We start from the raw sequence: 18695 nt of genomic DNA, 5'->3' as shown, positions 1-18695 counted from the left end.
CCACGGATCGGGGGCACAAAGAGTCCTCCCGGCCAGTGTTCGTCTTATCTTTTGATATCGTGTCTTCTGATGTTCTGCGGTGACGGTCCGGGTCGACCCCACCCTTTCGAGGCTCTTCGCACGACCCCGGCGTCGCGGCGGCCGCCTGCGCCCGCGGACGGGGCCGGCGAACCGGAGACGCTTGATCCGGAGGCTTACCAACCGAAGACGCGGCAATCCCGGGGGCGGGACGGGGCGCGAGCCGCCCCGTGGCCTAGTGGATCGGCGCGTCGTGCTTGTGGAAGGCCTTGAGGCGGCGATAGACCGGGGTGTCGTAGTTCGTGGGCGTCGCGTCCTCGCCGGTCAGCCAGCGGAACAGGTCGCGGTCGGGCACCTCGATCAGGGCCTCGAAGGTGGTGAGCTCTTCCTCCGTGAAGGTGCCGATCTCGGCATCGGCGAAGCGGCCCATGATCAGGTCCATCTCGCGGATGCCGCGGTGCCAGGCGCGGAAGAGGGTGCGGCGGCGGCGCGGATCGAGGTCGGCGCTGGTGCGCGTGGTGCCGGACATGCGGTCAGCCTGTGATGCTGTGATCCCGGGATGCCGTGATCCCTGGATCGGAGGATCCTGTGAGATCAGGGCGGCCCCGGCCCGGCCCCCGTGCGTCATCCGCCGCGGGACCAAGCCTTCCGAGGCGTATATAGAGACAGCGGGCCGCGCCGCCATCCCGCCCGTGCGCGGGGCGGGCGCCCGCGCCCGCGCCGTCCGATTCCGCCCGGGCCTGCCCCCTCCTCCGGGCGCCCTTCCTCGAGCTTTGCTTCCTCGCGATTTCCTTCCGCCCGCTTTCCGCCTCCGAGCCGCATGACCGACGCCGCGTCCCGCCAGCCCCTGCTCCGCCCGAGCGTCCTCGATGCCCTCTTCGCGCCCGCGCGCGGCCTGCCCGGCATCGGGCCCAAGATGGCGCCGATGATCGAGCGGCTGCTGGGCACGCCCGAGCAGCCGGCCCGGATCGTCGACCTCCTGTTCCACCTGCCGCAGGGCGGCGTCGCCCGGCGCCTGATGGGCTCCATCGCCGAGGCGCCCCCCGGCGAGCCCGTCACCGTGGGCGTCACCGTGACGGGCTACCGGGCGCCCCAGCCCGGGGCGGGCCGGCGGCCCTTCCGGGTGCTGGTGGAGGATGCCACCGGGGACGTCACCCTGGTGTTCTTCGGCATGCCCCAGGCCCGGGTCGAGAAGATGCTGCCGCTGGGGAGCCACCGCTACGTCACCGGGCGCATCGACCTCTGGGACGGGCAGCGCCAGATGGTCCATCCCGCCCGCATCGTCGACGAGGCGGGGCTCGCCGCCCAGCCCACCGTCGAGCCGATCTACGGCGCCACCGAGGGCCTGACCTCCCGGGCGATCTCGAAGCTGGCCCATGCCGCCCTGGAGCGCCTGCCGGTGCTGCCCGAGTGGCTGGACCCGGCCTGGGCGGCCCGCGAGGGGCTGCCGGCCTTCGCCGACGCCCTGCGGGCCGAGCACCGGCCGGAGGCGGCCCCGCCCCCCGTGCCCGAGGGCGGCGGCGCCCCCCCGCGCTCCCCGGCCCGGCGGCGCCTGGCCTACGACGAGCTCCTGGCCTCGCAGCTGGCCCTCGCCCTGATGCGGGCCCGCAACCGCCGGGCCCCCGGCCGGGCCAATGCGGGGGACGGGCGCGTCAGCGGCCGGATCGAGGCCGCCCTGCCCTTCGGGCTGACGGGGGCGCAGCGGCGGGCCGTCGCCGAGATCCGCGGCGACCTCGCCTCCGACCGGCGCATGCTGCGCCTGCTCCAGGGCGATGTCGGCGCCGGCAAGACCGCGGTGGCCCTGCTCGCCATGGCCTCGGCCGTGGAGGTCGGGCGCCAGGCGGCCCTGATGGCCCCCACCGAGATCCTGGCGCGCCAGCACTTCGAACGCCTGGCCCCCCTGGCCGCGCCCCTGCGCCTGCGCCTCCTCACCGGGCGCGACAAGGCCTCGGAGCGCCGCGCCACCCTGGCGGCCCTGGCGGCGGGCGCGGTCGACATCGTGGTCGGCACCCACGCGCTGTTCCAGGACAGCGTGGTCTTCGCCGATCTCGGCGTGGCGGTGGTGGACGAGCAGCACCGCTTCGGCGTGCACCAGCGCCTGGCGCTGGGAGCCAAGGGCGCGGCCGTCGACATCCTGGTGATGACGGCGACGCCCATTCCCCGGACCCTGGCGCTGACCTGCTTCGGCGACATGGACGTCTCGGTGCTCGACGAGAAACCGGCCGGGCGCCAGCCCATCGCCACCCGCCTCGTCTCCACCGACCGCCTCGACGAGGTGGTGGCGGGCTTGGGGCGGGCGCTGGCCGCCGGCGACCGGGTCTACTGGATCTGCCCCCTGGTGGCGGAATCCGAGTTCGTCGACCTCGCCGCGGCCGAGGAGCGCTTCGCGGACCTGCGCCACAGCTTCGGCGACGCGGTCGGGCTGATCCACGGCAAGATGCCGGGGCCCGACAAGGACGCCGCCATGGAGCGCTTCCAGCGGGGCGAGACCAAGATCCTCGTCTCCACCACGGTGGTGGAGGTCGGCGTCGACGTGCCGGAGGCCACCATCATGGTCATCGAGCATGCCGAGCGCTTCGGCCTCGCCCAGCTCCACCAGCTCCGCGGCCGGGTCGGGCGGGGCACGCGCGCCTCCACCTGCCTCCTGCTCTATCGCGGCCCCCTCGGCCAGGTCTCGCGGGCGCGCCTCGAGATGATGCGCGAGACCGAGGACGGCTTCCGCATCGCCGAGGAGGACCTGCGCCTGCGCGGCGAGGGCGAGGTGCTGGGCACCCGGCAATCCGGGATGGCCGCCTTCCGCCTCGCCAGCCTGGAGAACGACGCCGAACTGCTCCAGGTGGCCCGCGACGACGCGCAGCTCGTGGTCCAGCGCGACCCCGGCCTGAAGAGCGCGCGCGGCCAGGCGCTCCGGGTGCTGCTCTACCTGTTCGAGCGCGACGCGGCGATCCGCCTGCTCGGGGCGGGCTGACCCCGTCCGGGTCGGGCGTCGATCTCAGGTATCGATCTCAGGCATCGATCTTGGGATCTCAGGCATCGACCTCAGGCGTCGATCTTGGGCGCGTCCCCGTGGGTCGCCCGCAGGGAGGCCGCCATGGCCTGGAAGCGCGCCTGCGGATCCTTGGTGTGGGAATCGCGCGCATGCGGGTCGTCGGGCTGGATCACGCCGGCCGACATCACCAGCTTGGCCGCGTCGTCGACGCTCATGGCGATCTCCACGATGTCGGTGCGCGGCAGGTAGAAGAAGAACCCGGTGGTGGGGTTGGGCGCGCAGGGCAGGAACACGCCGACATGGTCGCCCCCCGGGCCCAGGGCGGCCTGCACGTCCGGGGCGGCCGGCGCGGACAGGAACACCACGGACCAGGTGCCCTTCACGGGGAATTCCACGAGGCCGACCGTGCGGAACGAGGTGCCGTTGGCGGAGAACAGGGTCTCGAAGATCTGGCGCAGGCCCTTGTAGAGCCCGGAGATCACCGGCGTGCGGGCCAGAAGCACCTCGCCGAACTCGACGACGCTGCGCCCCACCAGGTTGGCGGTGAGGAAGCCCAGCAGGGTCACCGCCACGAAGGCGATCAGGAGGCCCAGCCCCGGGATCGAGAACGGCAGGTAATGGTCGGGCAGGTAGCTCGCCGGCACCAGGGGCTTCACCCAGCCGTCGATGAGGCTGATGAACCACCAGGTCAGGTAGATCGTGATGGCGAGCGGCCCCGACACGATGATGCCGGTGAGGAAGTAGGTCCGCAGGCGGCCCCGCGCGCTCACCCGCGGGCGGGCGCCGGCCTCGGGCTCGGGTGGGGGGAGCGGTGGGGAAAGGGTGGGCGCCACGGATGCACTTTCGGCCGAGGGGACGGCGTTTCGGAACGTCCCTGCCCCGCGCGGCGCGGAGCCGGGGTTCCGGCAAGCTTGGCCCCCGTCCCAAGAGGTAGCCCCTGCGCTCCCGCGGCTCAAGACCGCGTCCGCGCCCCGTGCGACGGGTCGCGTTGCGGCCCGGCCCCCCGGGGGCCTATGGAGGAGCGCATGACCGAGAAGCTGACGATTCGCGCCCTGTGCGACCTGGGCCTCATTCCCGCGACCGAGGTGACGGCGGCCGTGGACGCCTACATGGCCAACCCGATGGCGCCGCCCTTCGTGTTCGGGGCGGGCTACCGGCTGAACCTCGGCAAGGCCATCCGCCGCCATCCCGGCGCCAACGACTTCGTCCTGCGCAGCGGCGCCGGCCCACAGCTGAAGCGCCCCTTCGTCGAGGCGGCGATCTGGGAGGCCCGGCCCGACCGGGGCTGAGCCGCGCCGCGCGAAATTCCGGAATCCCCGCCACCCGGCGGCCCCAGCCGCCCGAGAGGGTGGCGGCCTCAGCCGCCCAAGATGGTGGCGAGCACCTCCCGGGCGCGCTCCAGGTCGGCGCGGGCCTCGGCCTCGGCGGCCTCCGCCTGCGCCAGCCGGTGGACGGCGTGCATCAGGGGCGAACCCCGGGTCAGGGCGGAGAGCGCCGCGACCGCCGCCGGATCGACCGAGACGAGGTGGCCGACCTCCCCGAGCAGCAGGGCGATGCGGTGCTCGCAATGCGCCTGCGCCACGCCCTCGGGGCAGGTGCAGGTAAAACGCACGCCGCGCGAGGTCTTCGTCGCCTCCATCCGGTAAGTGCCCTCGCCCTCGGGGCTCGACACGGAGAAGATCAGCGAGGTCATCGGCGCTCCTGTTCGCGCTGCGGCTCCGGAGGACAGCAGAGGTCCGGCGCCTCTTCTACGGCGAGTTCGGCGTCAACGCATCCACGTGGGCGCCCACTTGTCATGACACGGCCCAGGGACCACATCACATCTTCTGGAACATATCAGGAACGTGGCCGTGGGTCACGGCCTGCGCCCAGCCTCCTGGGCAGCCTCGACGAGAAGGCCTGATGCGAACGGCGGACAAGCAGATCGCGGACATCCTGGTCCGCTACGGTGAACCCTTCGGCGGCAATGTCTGGCGGGTGCAGGGCACGGCGGTGATCTATCACCGGACCCTGGAGCGGATCGCCGCCCAGGCCGGCATCGCCTTCGACCCGCCGACCCTGGTGCGGGCCGAGCGCGACGAGGCCGTGATCCTGGTCACTGGTCGGATGGCAGGCGCCAAGGCCGGGACCGAGCGGGTCGAGTGGTCGATCGGCGAGGCCCTGGTCAACGTGAACTACCGGGTCTCGGGCAAGCAGGCCGGCTACGTCTACGCCATGGCCGAGAAGCGGGCCAAGGACCGGGTGATCCTCAAGCTCCTGGAGCTGCACGGCCTCGTCTATTCCGAGGAGGAGGCGGACGAGTTCCGGGCCGGGTCCCCGGCCGCGATCCAGGCCGTCGACGACGCCTTCGCGGACTCCGACCCGTTCGACGCGGTGACCGAGGCCGAGGCCGACCTGAAGCGCCGCATCGACGACCAGGACAGCATCGACGCCGTCACCGACCTGATGCTCGACGCCGAGACCCAGCAGGTGCTCGCCCGGATGCCGCCGGGCACCCGGGACGAGGTCCGCGACTACGCCCGCGCCCGCCTCGTCGCCCTGGGCTGGCCGCCCAAAAAGCCGGGCCGGCGCGCGGCCTGACCCCCGAAACCGGGCTGCCGCGGCGGCCCGCTCCAGGACGCCGTGACGCAGGGCCGGTGGCGTGAACAGGATGATCCGCCCGGGAGATCTCGAACCGCAGGCAGGCCAGGAGGCTCGGCTTGAAGGGACTCGGCCTCAGGAGTCTCGGCCTCAGGCGTCTCGGGAGCCCCCCGACACCCTCGCGGGCACCATCGAGCGCGTCACCTTCCACAACGCCGAGACCGGCTTCTGCGTGCTCAAGGTCCAGGCGGCGGGCAAGCGCGACCTCGTGCCGGTGGTGGGGCACGCCCCGGCGATCGCGGCGGGCGAGTGGATCGCCGCCGCGGGCCGCTGGACCAGCGACCGCCAGCACGGGCTGCAGTTCCGGGCCGAGACCCTGCGGGTGACGCCGCCGACGGGCCGCGAGGGCATCGTGCGCTACCTCGCCTCCGGTCAGATGCGGGGCATCGGCCCGGCCATGGCGCAGCGCATCGTGGCCCTGTTCGGCGCGGACACCTTCGCGGTCATCGAGGCGGAGCCCGGCCGGCTGACGGAGGTGGAGGGGATCGGCCCCAAGCGCGCCGCCCGCATCCTGCGCGGCTGGGCCGAGCAGAAGCGGGTGCGGGAGATCATGATCTTCCTGCACGCCCACGGGGTCGGCACCGCCCGGGCCGTGCGCATCTTCCGGACCTACGGCCGCGACGCGATCGCGGTGATGACGCAGGATCCCTACCGGCTCGCCCGCGACATCCGCGGCATCGGCTTCCGCACGGCCGACGCCATCGCGATGCGCCTCGGCATGGCCCGGGAGGCGCCGCAGCGCCTGCGCGCCGGGGTCACCTTCGCCCTCCAGACCGCCACCGACGAGGGCCATTGCGGCCTGCCCACCGAGCGCCTGGTGGCGCTGGCCCAGCGCCTGCTGGAGGTCGAGCCGGACCTGATCCGCCTCGCCATCGCCCTGGAACTGCGCGGCGCGGACGTGGTGGCGGACACGATCGCGGTCGGGACGTCCGGGTCCGAGACCTGCCTGTTCCTCAAGGGCCTGCACGGGGCCGAGCGCGCCATCGCCGACCGCCTGATCGACCGCCGCGACGGGCCCCCGCCCTGGCCCGCCATCGACCTCGCCCGGGCGATCCCCTGGGTCGAGGGCCGCACGGGCAAGACCCTGTCGCCCTCGCAGGCCGCCGCCATCGGCACAATGCTCGCCGCCCGGCTCTGCGTCCTCACCGGCGGCCCGGGGGTCGGCAAGACCAGCACGCTGGATTCGCTCCTGCGCATCCTCGTCGCCAAGGGGGTGCGGGTGCTCCTCGCCGCCCCCACCGGCCGGGCGGCCAAGCGCATGACCGAGCAGACCGGGCTCCCGGCCAGGACCCTCCACCGGCTGCTGGAGGTCGACCCGGCCCGGGGCGGCTTCGCCCGCGACGCCGAGAACCCCCTCGATTGCGACCTCCTCGTCGTGGACGAGGCCTCGATGATCGACGTGCCGCTGATGAACGCCCTCCTGAAGGCGGTGCCGGAGCGGGCGGCCCTGCTCCTCGTGGGCGACGTCGACCAGCTGCCCTCCGTGGGGCCGGGCCAGGTCCTGGCCGACCTCATCGCCTCGGAGCGCGTCCCGGTCGCCCGCCTGACCGAGGTCTTCCGCCAGGCCGCGGCGAGCCGGATCGTCGTCAACGCGCACCGGATCAATCGCGGCCTGATGCCGGAGGCCAGACCTCCGGTGCCGGAGGCCAGACCTCCGGTGCCGGAGTCCGGACCTCCGGGGCCGGAGGCGGAATCTCCGGGGCCGGGGGGCGTGTCCCCGGACGCGGCGGCGGATTTCTACTGGATCGCGGTGGACGATCCCGAGATCGGCCTCGACCGGCTGATCGAGGTGGTGACGCGGCGCATCCCCGCCCGCTTCGGCCTCGACCCCCTGCGCGACATCCAGGTGCTGACGCCGATGCTGCGCGGGGTTCTGGGCAGCCGCAACCTGAACCACGCCCTCCAGCAGGTGCTGAACCCGCCCCCCGAGACCGCGGTGGAGCGCTTCGGCTGGCGCTTCGCCCCCGGCGACCGGGTGATGGAGACGCAGAACGACTACGACCGCGACGTCTTCAACGGCGATCTCGGGCGGGTGGTGCGCCTCGAGGCCGAGGACCAGGCGGTGATCGTGGCGTTCGACGGGCGCGAGGTCGCCTACCCGTACGGCGAGCTCGACACCCTGGTGCCGGCCTTCGCCACCACCATCCACAAGAGCCAGGGCTCCGAGTACCCGGCCGTGGTGATCCCGATCGTGAACCAGCACTTCACCATGCTGGCGCGCAACCTCCTCTACACGGCGGTGACGCGGGGCCGGCAGCTCGTGGTGCTGGTGGGCCAGCCCCGGGCGATCCGCACGGCGGTGTCCGGCAGCCGCCAGACCCGGCGCTGGACCAAGCTCGGCCAGTGGCTGCGCGAGCGCGGCTAGGAACGGTCTCGGCTGCGGACGACGCGGGGTCCAAGATCCGGGGTGAGGACGCAAGCTCCGGAGGCGTGCGCGACCGGCACCGCCCAGGTCCCGGATGTTCCCGGGCAAGCTTTGCCGCAAGGCCGCGCAAAGGCCGCGCAAAAGACTGTTCGAGGCTGTTCAAGCCCGCGGCAGAACGCGCAGGGCCGGAAACTTGATGAGAACAAAAGAAGAACTTATATCCTCGGGACGACGTCGCACGCGCCGGTCTCGAACACCGGACAACAGGCCCCGGTGACGCTCCCGACAGGGACGTCCCGGGCATTGGAGGACCGGACATGACCGTCCTGCGGGATCCCCGTTCCCACTACCGGTTCCACTGCACCGACGGCCACGTGGCCATCATCGACCCGACGGGGATCGCCATCGCCGACCGGTCCCAGATCCGCTTCCACGCCGTGGAGGTGGCCCTGCACGCCATGGAGCGGGTCGGGGCGCAACTCGACTGGTCGGACTGGATCGTCGACGTCCACGACGCCGGGGGCCGGCGCGTCCTGCTCCTCGCCTTCTGCGAGCTGATGCGGGTGGCCAGGGCGGCGTGAAATCCTGAGGCCGGGGGCGGGGACCGGGGGCGGCCTCCGGCGCGGTTCGAAGACGAGACGCAAGCGAGGAAGGCACCATGCGAGGCATCACGAAGGGCGCGTCGAAGCGGGCCGCCTACACGATCGAGACCCTGTCCTACAGCAGCACCCGCCTCGTCCGGCTCGGCGGCCGGAAGGTGGCGATCCTGTTCCCGCCCCTGGATCCGGGTGGGCCCTACCAGCTCTATCCCCATCCCGACACGTTCCGGAGCCTGACCTTCGCGGGGCTTCCCGCCCCCCTGCGCCCGGAATTCATGGCCTTCGACTCCCTGGCGGCCGTGGAGGCCTTCCTCGCGATCCGCTCGGCCGCCCCGGCGCCGGAGGCCCTGCCCCTGGCGGCCTGAGGGGCTCCTGTCGGGGATGTGCCCCGCGCGGGGATCAGGCGCCGCCGATGAGCCGGGCGTACTCGGCCTCGGCGGTGCCGTAGCTCCCGTCCGCCAGATCGAGCAGCGCCGGGCGGTCGAGGATGGTGATGCGCCCGCGCCGCGCCCGGATCAGGTGCTGGCCCTCGAGGATCTGGACCGCGAGGGTCGCCCCCGAGCGCTGCACCCCGAGCATCAGGGCCAGGAACTCGTGCGTGATGGCGATGTCGTCGCCGTCGATCCGGTCGTGGCACATCAGCAGCCAGGCGGCCAGGCGCACGTCCATGGTGAAGGTGGCGTTGGCGAAGGCGGTCTTGCCCAGGTGGACGATCTGGACCTGGACGAAGCGCAGCAGCAGATGGCGCAGGGACGGGCTCTGCCCGACGGCCGCCAGGAGCGCCGGGGCGTCGATGGCGAGCAGGCGGCCGGCGTTCTGCACGTAGGCCTGGTGCGGCGTCCGATCGCTGTCGAGCAGGATCGGCGTGGCGCCGACGAGGCCCTCCCGCCCCACCAGGCCGATCTCGACCCGGCCGGCCGAGGCCTCGGTGACGATCGAGACGAATCCGCTCTCGGGAAAGTACAGCCGCTCCACCGGCTGGTTGGGCCGGATCAGGAACTGGCGGAAGTCGCCCGCCATCGGCTCCAGGTGCGGCGCGAGCCGGGCGAAATCCTCCGGCCCCATCGCCCGCAGGAGCAGGTTCTGCACCGCGGCCTGCCGGACCGGATCGGGTGGCGAAGACCGCGACTGTGACGGATCCGGCATGGCGCTCCTCCCTGGACGGCAAGAGCGCGGGCGGTCTCCCAACCGCCCGCAGCGGGATGCGGGCGACGGTTTTAACATAGATTTATTTGCGGGATTTTCAAGTATCCGTCCGGATCTGCATGGTATTTAGGCAGACATAAAACATCGGATTGCTTTCAGAGGATTGGCCGACTTTCTGGATGTTCCCCGACATTCATCGGAAAAACCGGGTCCATCCTGCGCGGCCGCAGCGTGGCTAATCCGGGGTCCCTGGTTCGACGCCGCGTCCGCGGGCTGTGCACTCGGGGTCGCAGTGCGGTTTTTTTCGCAGAGGCCGGGATTAAAGGCCGCGTCCGCCCGATGTCCCCCGCTCAGTTTCAGTCTGGAATAAGTAAAAAACATATCCCTTGCAGATGAATTACGAATTCTGCCAAGACGTTTTGGTGCTGGCGAAAGTAAGTCAATTCACATTCGCGGTACAGAATTCGTGCACTCCCGGGAATGGTCTGTGGCTGTGAACCGTTTTGCGTTGCTTGAGAGTCCCCGTCCCGTCGCTCAGGCAGCCCAACGCTGTCTCCTGGCGACGCTCCTGTCCGGCGTTGCTGCGGTCGGGGTCTCCATCAACGAAGCAAAGGCCCAGGCGAGCGAGACGGTGACCCTCGACATCCTCTCGGTGGAGGGCGCCGGCGCGGGCCGGAACGCGTCGGGCAGCCAGCCCGGCGGCGCGGTCGGCCCCCTGCGCGGCTACGTCGCCACCCAGAGCCGGGTGGCCACCAAGACGGACACGCCGATCGTCGAGACCGCGCAGTCGATCTCGGTGATCGGGCGCCAGCAGATCGAGGACCAGAACGCGCTCACCCTGAATCAGGCCCTGCGCTACACCCCCGGCGTGACCACCGAGCAGCGCGGCGGCGCCGGCGCCACCCGCACCGACCAGTTCTTCATCCGCGGCTTCACCGCCCCGCTGTTCCTCGACGGCCTCTCGCTGCCGGGCAGCCGCGACGCCGCGCCGTCCGTCGATCCCTATCGGGTGGAACGCGTCGACGTCATCAAGGGCCCCGCCTCGGTGCTCTACGGGCAGTCGGGCCCGGGCGGGATCGTCAACTTCGTCTCCAAGGTCCCGCAATTCGTCCGGCACGGCGAGATCTTCGTCCAGGGCGGCGGCTTCAACGAGGTGCGCGGCGGCTTCGACGTCGGCGGCCCCCTGGCCGCCGAGGCGGGTCCCCTCGCCGACCAGTTCGCCTACCGCGTCGTCGGCCTCGGCTGGAAGGGCGACGGCCCGGCCGTGACCACGGAGGTCGAGCGCGTCCTGATCAATCCGAGCCTGACCTGGCGGCCCTCCGCCGAGACCTCGCTCACCGTCATCGGCAACTACCAGCGCGACCCGTTCTCGGGCTTCTACGGCGGCTTCCCCGCCGTGGGCACGCTGTTCCGGCGCAACTTCGGCGGCGGACTCACCGGTCGCCTGCCGGTGGATTTCTACGACGGCGACCGCACCTTCGAGCGCTCGGACCGGACCCAGGCCTCGATCGGCTACATCTTCGACCACGACATCAACGACGCCCTGCACGTCCACTCGGCGGCGCGCTACCTGCGCACCGAGGGCGATTACCGCAGCGTCTACGGCGCCTTCAACGACACCACCGGCCCCTTCGCCAGCGGCCCGCTCATCGACCGCTCGCGCATCACGACCCGAGTCGACATCGACGCCTACACCATCGACAACAATCTCGTGGGCAAGTTCGACACCGGCATCTTCGCGCACACCGCCCTCGTCGGCGTCGATTACCGCAGCTTCGAGACCCGGACGCTGTCCTCGGCCTTCCCGGCGGCCCCCAGCCTGAACGTGCTGGCGCCCAACTACGCCATGACCATCCCGACGCCGCCCTTCACCACGGATGCGCGGATCAGGTCGGAGCAGACGGGCATTTACGTCCAGGACCAGGTGAAGTTCGACCGCCTCGTCCTCACCCTCGGCGGCCGCTACGACTGGGCCAGCAGCTCCGGCCCGACCCGGACCCTCGCCACGAACGTCGTGACGAACCAGGACGTGCCCTCCGAGGCCTTCACCGGCCGGGCGAGCCTGCTCTACCTCTTCGACAACGGGTTCGCGCCCTACGTCTCCTACAGCGAGGCCTTCGAGCCGATCACCTCGGGGCGGATCTTCGATGCGAATTTCGGCTCGGTCGGGCGCATCCCCGCCCCGATCACCAGCGACCAGTTCGAGGCCGGCATCAAGTACCAGCCGCCCGGCACCGACATCCTGCTCACCGCCGCCGCCTTCGACATCCGCCGCTCGAACGCCACGAATCCCGATCCGGTCAATCGGGCCTTCGTGGTGCAGACCGGCGCGGTCGGCGTGCAAGGCCTGGAGTTCGAGGCGCGGGTGAACCTCGCCGAGGGCCTGAACGTCATCGGGGGCTTCTCGTTCATCGATGCCCGTGTCTCCGGTGACATCACCGCGACGCTCAACCAGGTCACCAATCAACAGGTGCCGCTCCTCGGGCGCACGCCCGTCCAGATTCCCGACACCACGGTCTCGCTGTTCGCCGATTACCGCTTCACCGGCGGGCCCCTGCTGGGCCTCGGCCTCGGCGGCGGCGTGCGCTATCTCGGATCGTCGTGGGGAGACCCGGCCAACACCTTCAAGGTGCCGGAGAGCGTCCTCGTCGATGCCGTGCTGTCCTACGACCTGAAGCACTTCGACGCGACGCTCAACGGCTTCACGCTGCAGCTCAACGCGCAGAACCTCCTCGACGCGCGCACCGTCACGGGCTGCTTCAGCTATTCGAACTGCTATTACGGCCTGCCCCGCACGGTCTACGCCACCCTGCGCTACCGCTGGTAAGCCGGCTTCCGCACAGAGCGCCCCGGAGGACGCATGGGTACGAGCTTCCGCCAGGCCATGGCCTGGCTCCACACCTGGTCCGGCCTCGTCGTCGGCTGGGTCCTGCTGGCGATCTTCGTCACCGGCACGGCGAGCTACTACCGGGCCGACATCTCGCGCTGGATGCGGCCCGAGCTCGGACAGAGCCAGGCGCTCTCCGGCGCGCCCCTCTCGCCCGATGCGGTGGCGCGGGCGGCCGAGCTCGGCGTCGCGCATCTCCAGCGGCACGCGGGCGGGGCGCGGACGTGGTTCATCGGCCTGCCGACCCCCGACAGCCCGGTGCTCGACCTGTTCTGGCGGACGAAGCCCGGCACCCCGCCGGGGCAGGCCCGCCTCGACCCGGCGACGGGCGAGCCGGCGGCGATCCGCGAGACGAAGGGCGGCGACTTCCTCTACCGCTTCCACTTCGAGCTCCACATGCCGCCCCTCTGGGGCCGCTGGATCGTCGGCCTCTGCGCCATGATCATGCTGGTGGCGCTGATCTCCGGCGTGATCACGCACCGGCGTATCTTCGCGGACTTCTTCACCCTGCGGCGGGACAAGGCGCCCCAGCGCGGCTGGCTCGACGCCCACAACGTCACGGGCGTGCTCGCCCTGCCCTTCCACCTGATGATCACCTACACGGGCATCGTCACCCTGGGCGTGATGTACATGCCCTGGGGCATCACAACGGCCTACAAGGGCGAGGCGCAGACCTTCTTCGCCGAGAGCGGCCAGATCCCGGTGCCGCGTGCCGCCGCCGGGCAGCCCGGCACCCTGGCGCCCATCGGCCCGATGGTGCGCGAAGCCATGGCGACGGTCTCCGAGCCCCTGGAGCGGCTCTCGATCGTCAACCCGCGGGACGCCCACGCCGTGGTCACCGCGGTGTTCGAGGAGCCGCACGGGCTCTCGCACGAGCATCCGCAGATCGCCTTCGACGGGGTGACGGGCGCGGTGCGCGAGGTCCGGCAGGGCGGCCTCCGGCCGGCGGCCCGGACCTTCACCACCCTGGTCGGCCTGCACGAGGCCCACTTCGCCGGGCCGGCCCTGCGCATCCTGTTCTTCCTCTGTGGCCTGATGGGCTCCGCCATGGTGGCGACCGGCCTCGTGCTCTGGTCGGTGGCACGCCTGCCCCAGGCTTTGCCCAAAGCCTTGCCCCAGGCCCTGCCCCAGGCCCTGCCCAAAGCCCTGCCCCAGGCCTCGGGCAGGGCGGGCGGGCGGGGCTTCCTCGGCCTGCGCCTGGTCCAGGCCCTGAACATCGGCGCCGTCGCCGGGCTCCCGGCGGCCATCGCGGCCTACTTCCTCGCCAACCGCCTGCTGCCCCTCGCCCTGGCGGGCCGGGCGGATGCGGAGATCGGCGCCTTCTTCGCCACCTGGGGCCTCGTCACCCTGGCGGCCCTCGCGGGCCCGTCGCGCCGGGCCTGGGGCGCGGCGCTGACCGCGACGGCCGGCCTCTATCTCGCGGTGGTGGCCGCCGACCTCGCCCGGGTCGATCACCACTGGGCGGGGCTCCTCGCCGGGCAGGCGCGCTTCGTCTGGTTCGATGCGACGCTCCTCGCCCTGGCGGGCCTGTTCGCCGTCGCGGCGCGCAAGCTCGCCCGCTACGCCGGGCCACGGCGGGCGGCCCCCGCTCCCGCGGCGGCGCGCGCCGGCCTCGGCGCCCTCGCCGCCCCGGGACCCTCGGCCCGCTGAAGGACCGGGCGATCCGGCGCATTGCTGCGGAGCAACCAACCGGCCTGCCGGCCGTTTCCAGGGTCCTTCAACGACACCCGAAAAGGGACGACCCGCCCATGATGCACCGCCTCGCCGCCGCCGCCGGATTCCTCGCGCTCAGCACCGGCCTCGTGCTGGCCCAGACGCCCGCCCCCAAGACCGACATGACCAAAACCGACAAGGACATGAAGGAGTACCAGCTCGCCGCGGTCAGCAAGGTCACCCTCGCGCAGGCGCTGACCACCGCCGAGCAGCAGGGCGAGAAGGGCCGCGCCATCGACGCCGACTTCGAGAAGGCCGACGGCAAGAACCCGAACCACTACAGCATCAAGGTCGTGTACCCCGACGGCAAGCTGGTCGAGTACGGCATCAACGCCGATGACGGCGCCCTGTACAAGACCGAGAACCAGCCGATCGAGCGCTACTTCACCCGCCTGAAGCCGGCCGACTTCCAGAAGGCCACCACCTCGCTCAAGGACGCCCTGAAGATCGCCGAGCAGAAGGCCGGCGGCGGCAAGGCCTACGAGGCCGAGGTCGAGCGCGAGGGCGCCTCGGTGCAGTACGACATCAAGGTGGCGCTCCCCGACCGCGAGCAGAAGGTCAAGGTCGGCCCCGACGGCAAGGTCGTCGACTGACCCCCGACGTCCTCGACGATCTCGCGAGAGCGTCGACGGATGCGAAGCGGGAGGGCGGCCCCGGGCCGGCCTCCCCGCCCTTGCCCCTGCCCCTGGGCTCTGGGCGCCTCAGCGGTAGTCGGTCGGCGTGAGCCCGTGGCGGGCGATCTTGTCGTAGAGGGTCTTGCGCGGCGTCCCCAGGGATTCCGCCGCCAGCCGGACGTCGCCGCCGGCCATGATCAGCTCCTCGCGGATCAGGCTGCGCTCGAAGCGGTCGACCTGTTCGGCCAGGGTGCCGGCGGTGACGATCTCGGGCGCGGACAGGTCCTGCGCCCCGAGGCCCAGGGCGTAGCGCTCGGCGAAGTGGCCGAGTTCGCGCACGTTGCCGGGCCAGTCGTGCCGCCGCAGGTGCTCCAGGACCGGGCCGGTGATCGGCGGGACCTCGCGGCCGAAGCGGGCGGCCGCCCGCCGCAGGAATTCCTGGAAGAGCAGGATCACGTCCTCGCGCCGGTCCCGCAGGGGCGGGATCGCGATCGTGATCACGTTGAGCCGGTGATAGAGATCGTCCCGGAAGCTGCCCTGGGCCGCGGCCTGGCCGAGCTCGACCTTGGTGGCGGCCACCACCCGCATGTCGATGGGCAGGGACTCGTTGCCGCCCAGGGGCTCGATCTTGCGCTCCTGCAGCACGCGCAGGATCTTGACCTGCAGGTTGAGCGGCATGCTCTCGATCTCGTCGAGGAAGAGCGTGCCCCCCTGCGCATGCTCGATCCGCCCCACCCGGCGCTTCACCGCGCCCGTGAAGGCCCCGGCATCGTGGCCGAACAGCTCGCTCTCGGCGACGCTGTCGGGCAGCGCCCCGCAATTCATCGCCACGAAGTTGCGCTTGGCCCGCCGGCTCCAGCGGTGCAGCGCGCTCGCCACCACCTCCTTGCCGACGCCGGTCTCGCCGAACACGAGCACGTCGACGTCGGCCTGGGCCACCTCGCGCACGAGCTGGCGCAGGCGCACGATGCCGGGCGACACGCCGAGGAAGGCCGGATCCTCCTCCAGGGCGGCGTCGAGGCGCGTCCGCAGCTGGCGGTTCTCGAGCACGAGGCGCCGGCGCTCCAGGGCGCGCCGGGCCGAGGCCAGCAGCGCCTCGGCCGGGTAGGGCTTGGCCAGGAAGTCGTAGGCGCCGTCGCGGATCGCCCCCACCGCCATGCGGATGTCGCCGTGGCCGGTGATCAGGATGACGGGCAGCTCCGGGTCGATGGCGCGCAGGCGGGCGAACAGCGCGACCCCGTCGAGGTCGGGCAGGCGCACGTCGGTGATGACGAGGCCCGGGGGATCGGCCAGGATCGCGGTCAGGGCCGGCCCGGCGGCCCCGAAGGTCTCCACCGTGAAGCCGTCGAGCTCCAGGCTCTGGCGGTTGGCCCGGCAGACCTCCGCCTCGTCGTCGATGAAGACGACCCGCTCCGCCGAGGCCGCCCCCTCCCTGGTCTCGCTCACGTCGTCGCCTCCGCCGGTCCGGCCACCCCGGTCTCCCCCAATCCCGAGGTCTCCCCCAATCCCGCGGCCTTCGCCAGCGCCATGCGGAAGACGGTGCCGCCCGCCGGATCGTCCTGGACGGTGAGGCTGCCGCCGCAATCCTCGACGATTCCGCGGGCGATGGCGAGCCCGAGGCCGAGCCCGTCCGACTTGGTGGTGAAGAAGGCGTCGAAGACCTGCGCCCGCACCGCCTCGGGGATGCCGGGTCCGCTGTCGCGGACCGCGACCACGACGCGGTCCGGCGCCTCCTCGACGACCTGCACGCCGACGCGCGGGTCGGTCCGGCCCTGGACGGCATCGAGGGCGTTCTGGAGCAGGTTCACCACGACCTGTTCGAGGCGCGGCCCGTCGCCGAGCACCCGCAGGCCGGGGCGTGCCCCCTCCACCACCAGGGGGATGCGGGCGGCCGAGGCCCGGGCCTCGACCAGCTCCAGGCCGTTGTGCAGGATCTCCGACAGGGCGACGGGCTCCCGCTTGGCGGAGGAGCGCCGGGCGAAGCCCTTGAGCTGGCGCGTGAGGCCGCCGATGCGGTCGGTGAGGCGCCCGATGGCGACGGCGTTCTCGGCCGCCTCCTCCGCCCGGCCGCGCCGGACCAAGATGGCGGCGTTGTCGGCGTAGGAGCGGATGGCGGCGAGCGGCTGGTTGATCTCGTGGGCCATGCTGGCGGCGAACTGCCCGAGGGTGGCCAGGCGCCCCGCCTGGGCGAGCTCGCGCCCCAGGCGCTCGCGCTCGGCCTCCGCCCGCCGGCGCTCCGCGATCTCGAGGCGCAGCATCCGGTTGGCGTCGGTGAGCTCCAGGGTCCGCTCCCGGACGCGGGCCTCGAGGGCGTCCCGCTGGGCCGAGGCGCGGGCGAGGCGCGCGCGGTTGCGCCGGCCCCGGCCCGCGAGGGCGGTGAGGCCGAGGCAGGCGAGGCCCGTGACCAGGGCGGCGATGATCCAGGCCTGGACCCGCTCGCGCTCCACCGTGCGGCCCAGCGGCGTCAGGGTGGTGAGCCGCCAGGCGGTGCCGGGGATCGGCGCCGCGAGGCGCAGGGCGGCCCAGGCCGGCCGCGCGCCCTGGCCGACGCGCACGAGATCCTCCGGGCCGGCGACGGGATAGAGGGGCATGGCGTAGAGGGGCATAGCGTCGAGGGGCGCGTCGCCGAATTCCAGGGCGTCGCGGATGCGCCGCCGCTCGTCCCCGTCGATCCGGCGCAGGGTGGTGAAGCGCCAGGCCGGCTCGCTCGCCACGAGGACGATGCCGCGCGCATCCGCGACGAACACCCCGTCCCCCGAGGCGCGCCAGGCCGCCTCGACGCCGTTGAACTCGATCTTGACCACCACGACGCCGCCGGCGCTGCCGATCCGCCGGGACAGGTAGAGGCCGGCGCGGCCGCTCACGGTGCCGAGGGCGAACTGCGATCCGGCCCCCTCCTGCATCGCCTGCCGGAAATAGGGCCGGAAGGCGTAGTCCCGGCCGAGGAAGCTGCCCGGGCTCCCCGCATTGCTGGCCGCGGCCGTGATGCCGTCCGGCCGGATGACGTAGATCACCGCCGAATCCGTCGCCTCGGCGACCTGGGCGAGGCGCCGGTTCACGCGGCCGATCAGGTCCGCCGGGGGCGCCGCCTCCGCGGCGGCGGCGATCTCCGGATCCGCCGCCAGGGCCAGGGGCAGGGAGGTCTGCTTCTGCATCTCGGCCGCCAGGACGCCGACCTGCAGCCCCAGCGTCGCCTCGGCCGTGCGGCGCAGGTCGGCCAGGGCCCAGCGCTCGGCGATGCCCCCGGCGAGCCAGGCCGCGAGCAGGATCGCGGCGAGGCTGGCCAGCAGGACGAGGCTGCGGTGGCTCGGCACGTGCGACGTGGCCCCCCGGTGCAGATTGGACTCTTCGTCCGACTGGGCTCGCGGCCTCATGCCGGCCGGACCCCTGCGATTTCCCGGAAAGGATTTCGCCGCCCCGTCCGGGTTTTCGCAAAGCGATCCTGCGCGCGCCGCCGACTCATCGCGAAAACGATCCCACTTTCAGAGGCTTAACGAAAAGTTTCGCCGGCACCCACCCTGGCATGCCGGTTGCCATTCCGGATGGGTAATGCAGCCCTGCGTCGACCGCAGGGCTGTCCGCCTCAGGGCCGACGCCCCCGCCACCGCCCCCCTCCGGAGCGCGGCCGGGGGAGGCCGGATCCGCCGGCGCAAGACCAAGAGAGCGCGGACGCGGGACCTCGTCCCCGAGCCGCGCCGCCCTCGTTCGAGAGACCCATCGGGAG

The 18695-nt window shown here is 72.3% G+C and carries 15 protein-coding genes; 9 read left to right on the top strand and 6 right to left on the bottom strand.

Features of this window, described 5'->3' with window-relative positions; genetic code table 11:
- Window positions 1–253 precede the first annotated feature (253 nt).
- Entirely contained in the window at window positions 254–547 is a 294-nt protein-coding gene (locus ASF58_RS06045; protein ID WP_055948995.1) for a succinate dehydrogenase assembly factor 2, read from the bottom strand.
- Window positions 548–838: 291 nt separating this feature from the next.
- Between ASF58_RS06045 and recG the strand changes: the two genes are divergently transcribed.
- Window positions 839–2986, top strand: coding sequence for an ATP-dependent DNA helicase RecG (recG, locus tag ASF58_RS06040; protein ID WP_055948992.1), 2148 nt, complete (start codon window positions 839–841; stop codon window positions 2984–2986).
- A gap of 71 nt (window positions 2987–3057) precedes the next feature.
- Here recG and ASF58_RS06035 read toward each other — a convergent pair whose 3' ends face one another.
- Window positions 3058–3840 carry a DUF502 domain-containing protein gene (locus ASF58_RS06035; protein ID WP_055948989.1) on the bottom strand — a complete coding sequence of 261 codons (783 nt, stop codon included), beginning with the start codon at window positions 3838–3840 and terminating at the stop codon, window positions 3058–3060.
- Between the two features lie 192 nt (window positions 3841–4032).
- Here ASF58_RS06035 and ASF58_RS06030 point away from each other — a divergent pair, with 192 nt between their 5' ends.
- Window positions 4033–4296 (top strand): hypothetical protein, encoded by a 264-nt coding sequence (locus tag ASF58_RS06030; protein WP_055949210.1) that lies wholly within the window; start codon window positions 4033–4035, stop codon window positions 4294–4296.
- Window positions 4297–4364: 68 nt separating this feature from the next.
- Here ASF58_RS06030 and ASF58_RS06025 read toward each other — a convergent pair whose 3' ends face one another.
- Window positions 4365–4700 carry a hypothetical protein gene (locus ASF58_RS06025; protein WP_055948986.1) on the bottom strand — a complete coding sequence of 112 codons (336 nt, stop codon included), beginning with the start codon at window positions 4698–4700 and terminating at the stop codon, window positions 4365–4367.
- 209 nt (window positions 4701–4909) lie between these two features.
- Between ASF58_RS06025 and ASF58_RS06020 the strand changes: the two genes are divergently transcribed.
- From ASF58_RS06020 to ASF58_RS06005, 4 genes are all read left to right on the top strand, one after another.
- On the top strand, window positions 4910–5587 hold the full coding sequence (locus ASF58_RS06020; RefSeq protein ID WP_055948982.1) for a hypothetical protein: 678 nt from the start codon (window positions 4910–4912) through the stop codon (window positions 5585–5587).
- Window positions 5588–5657: 70 nt separating this feature from the next.
- Window positions 5658–8012, top strand: coding sequence for an ATP-dependent RecD-like DNA helicase (locus ASF58_RS06015; protein WP_082512867.1), 2355 nt, complete (start codon window positions 5658–5660; stop codon window positions 8010–8012).
- Window positions 8013–8329: 317 nt separating this feature from the next.
- Window positions 8330–8593 (top strand): hypothetical protein, encoded by a 264-nt coding sequence (locus tag ASF58_RS06010; protein ID WP_055948980.1) that lies wholly within the window; start codon window positions 8330–8332, stop codon window positions 8591–8593.
- Between the two features lie 77 nt (window positions 8594–8670).
- Window positions 8671–8976, top strand: a complete 306-nt coding sequence (locus ASF58_RS06005; RefSeq protein ID WP_055948978.1) for a hypothetical protein — start codon at window positions 8671–8673, stop codon at window positions 8974–8976.
- Window positions 8977–9010: 34 nt separating this feature from the next.
- Here the strand turns inward: ASF58_RS06005 and ASF58_RS06000 are convergent, their stop codons facing one another.
- A complete protein-coding gene (locus ASF58_RS06000; RefSeq protein ID WP_055948976.1) occupies window positions 9011–9757 on the bottom strand; it encodes a Crp/Fnr family transcriptional regulator in 747 nt (248 codons plus the stop codon).
- A 508-nt stretch (window positions 9758–10265) separates the two neighbouring features.
- On the opposite strand from ASF58_RS06000, the gene ASF58_RS05995 reads away from it, so the two are divergent.
- From ASF58_RS05995 to ASF58_RS05985, 3 genes are all read left to right on the top strand, one after another.
- On the top strand, window positions 10266–12584 hold the full coding sequence (locus tag ASF58_RS05995) for a TonB-dependent siderophore receptor (RefSeq protein WP_055948973.1): 2319 nt from the start codon (window positions 10266–10268) through the stop codon (window positions 12582–12584).
- A gap of 33 nt (window positions 12585–12617) precedes the next feature.
- Complete coding sequence (locus tag ASF58_RS05990) at window positions 12618–14294, top strand: PepSY-associated TM helix domain-containing protein (protein WP_055948970.1); 1677 nt, start codon at window positions 12618–12620, stop codon at window positions 14292–14294.
- A 98-nt stretch (window positions 14295–14392) separates the two neighbouring features.
- Window positions 14393–14950, top strand: coding sequence for a PepSY domain-containing protein (locus tag ASF58_RS05985; RefSeq protein WP_055948968.1), 558 nt, complete (start codon window positions 14393–14395; stop codon window positions 14948–14950).
- A 108-nt stretch (window positions 14951–15058) separates the two neighbouring features.
- Here the strand turns inward: ASF58_RS05985 and ASF58_RS05980 are convergent, their stop codons facing one another.
- Together ASF58_RS05980 and ASF58_RS05975 are read right to left on the bottom strand one after the other, a co-directional pair.
- On the bottom strand, window positions 15059–16417 hold the full coding sequence (locus ASF58_RS05980) for a sigma-54 dependent transcriptional regulator (RefSeq protein ID WP_055948965.1): 1359 nt from the start codon (window positions 16415–16417) through the stop codon (window positions 15059–15061).
- Window positions 16414–18345, bottom strand: a complete 1932-nt coding sequence (locus ASF58_RS05975) for an ATP-binding protein (protein WP_082512866.1) — start codon at window positions 18343–18345, stop codon at window positions 16414–16416. Before ASF58_RS05975 ends, ASF58_RS05980 begins: the two co-directional genes overlap by 4 nt.
- Between the last annotated feature and the right edge of the window lie 350 nt (window positions 18346–18695).

Origin of the sequence: Methylobacterium sp. Leaf125, from assembly GCF_001423085.1 — a bacterium.
Classification (GTDB): domain Bacteria; phylum Pseudomonadota; class Alphaproteobacteria; order Rhizobiales; family Beijerinckiaceae; genus Methylobacterium.
Note: the sequence above shows the minus strand (reverse complement) of the source record. Positions and strands in the feature narration are given on the sequence as shown.

Bases quoted from the DNA above. Each gene is read 5' to 3' on its own strand.
- ASF58_RS06030 (WP_055949210.1), top strand. From the start codon at position 4,033: ATGACCGAGAAGCTGACGATTCGCGCCCTGTGCGACCTGGGCCTCATT.
- ASF58_RS06005 (WP_055948978.1), top strand. From the start codon at position 8,671: ATGCGAGGCATCACGAAGGGCGCGTCGAAGCGGGCCGCCTACACGATC.
- ASF58_RS06020 (WP_055948982.1), top strand. From the start codon at position 4,910: ATGCGAACGGCGGACAAGCAGATCGCGGACATCCTGGTCCGCTACGGT.
- ASF58_RS06000 (WP_055948976.1), bottom strand. From the start codon at position 9,757: ATGCCGGATCCGTCACAGTCGCGGTCTTCGCCACCCGATCCGGTCCGG.
- ASF58_RS05990 (WP_055948970.1), top strand. From the start codon at position 12,618: ATGGGTACGAGCTTCCGCCAGGCCATGGCCTGGCTCCACACCTGGTCC.
- ASF58_RS05985 (WP_055948968.1), top strand. From the start codon at position 14,393: ATGATGCACCGCCTCGCCGCCGCCGCCGGATTCCTCGCGCTCAGCACC.
- ASF58_RS05975 (WP_082512866.1), bottom strand. From the start codon at position 18,345: ATGAGGCCGCGAGCCCAGTCGGACGAAGAGTCCAATCTGCACCGGGGG.
- ASF58_RS06025 (WP_055948986.1), bottom strand. From the start codon at position 4,700: ATGACCTCGCTGATCTTCTCCGTGTCGAGCCCCGAGGGCGAGGGCACT.
- recG (WP_055948992.1), top strand. From the start codon at position 839: ATGACCGACGCCGCGTCCCGCCAGCCCCTGCTCCGCCCGAGCGTCCTC.
- ASF58_RS06010 (WP_055948980.1), top strand. From the start codon at position 8,330: ATGACCGTCCTGCGGGATCCCCGTTCCCACTACCGGTTCCACTGCACC.
- ASF58_RS06015 (WP_082512867.1), top strand. From the start codon at position 5,658: ATGATCCGCCCGGGAGATCTCGAACCGCAGGCAGGCCAGGAGGCTCGG.
- ASF58_RS06045 (WP_055948995.1), bottom strand. From the start codon at position 547: ATGTCCGGCACCACGCGCACCAGCGCCGACCTCGATCCGCGCCGCCGC.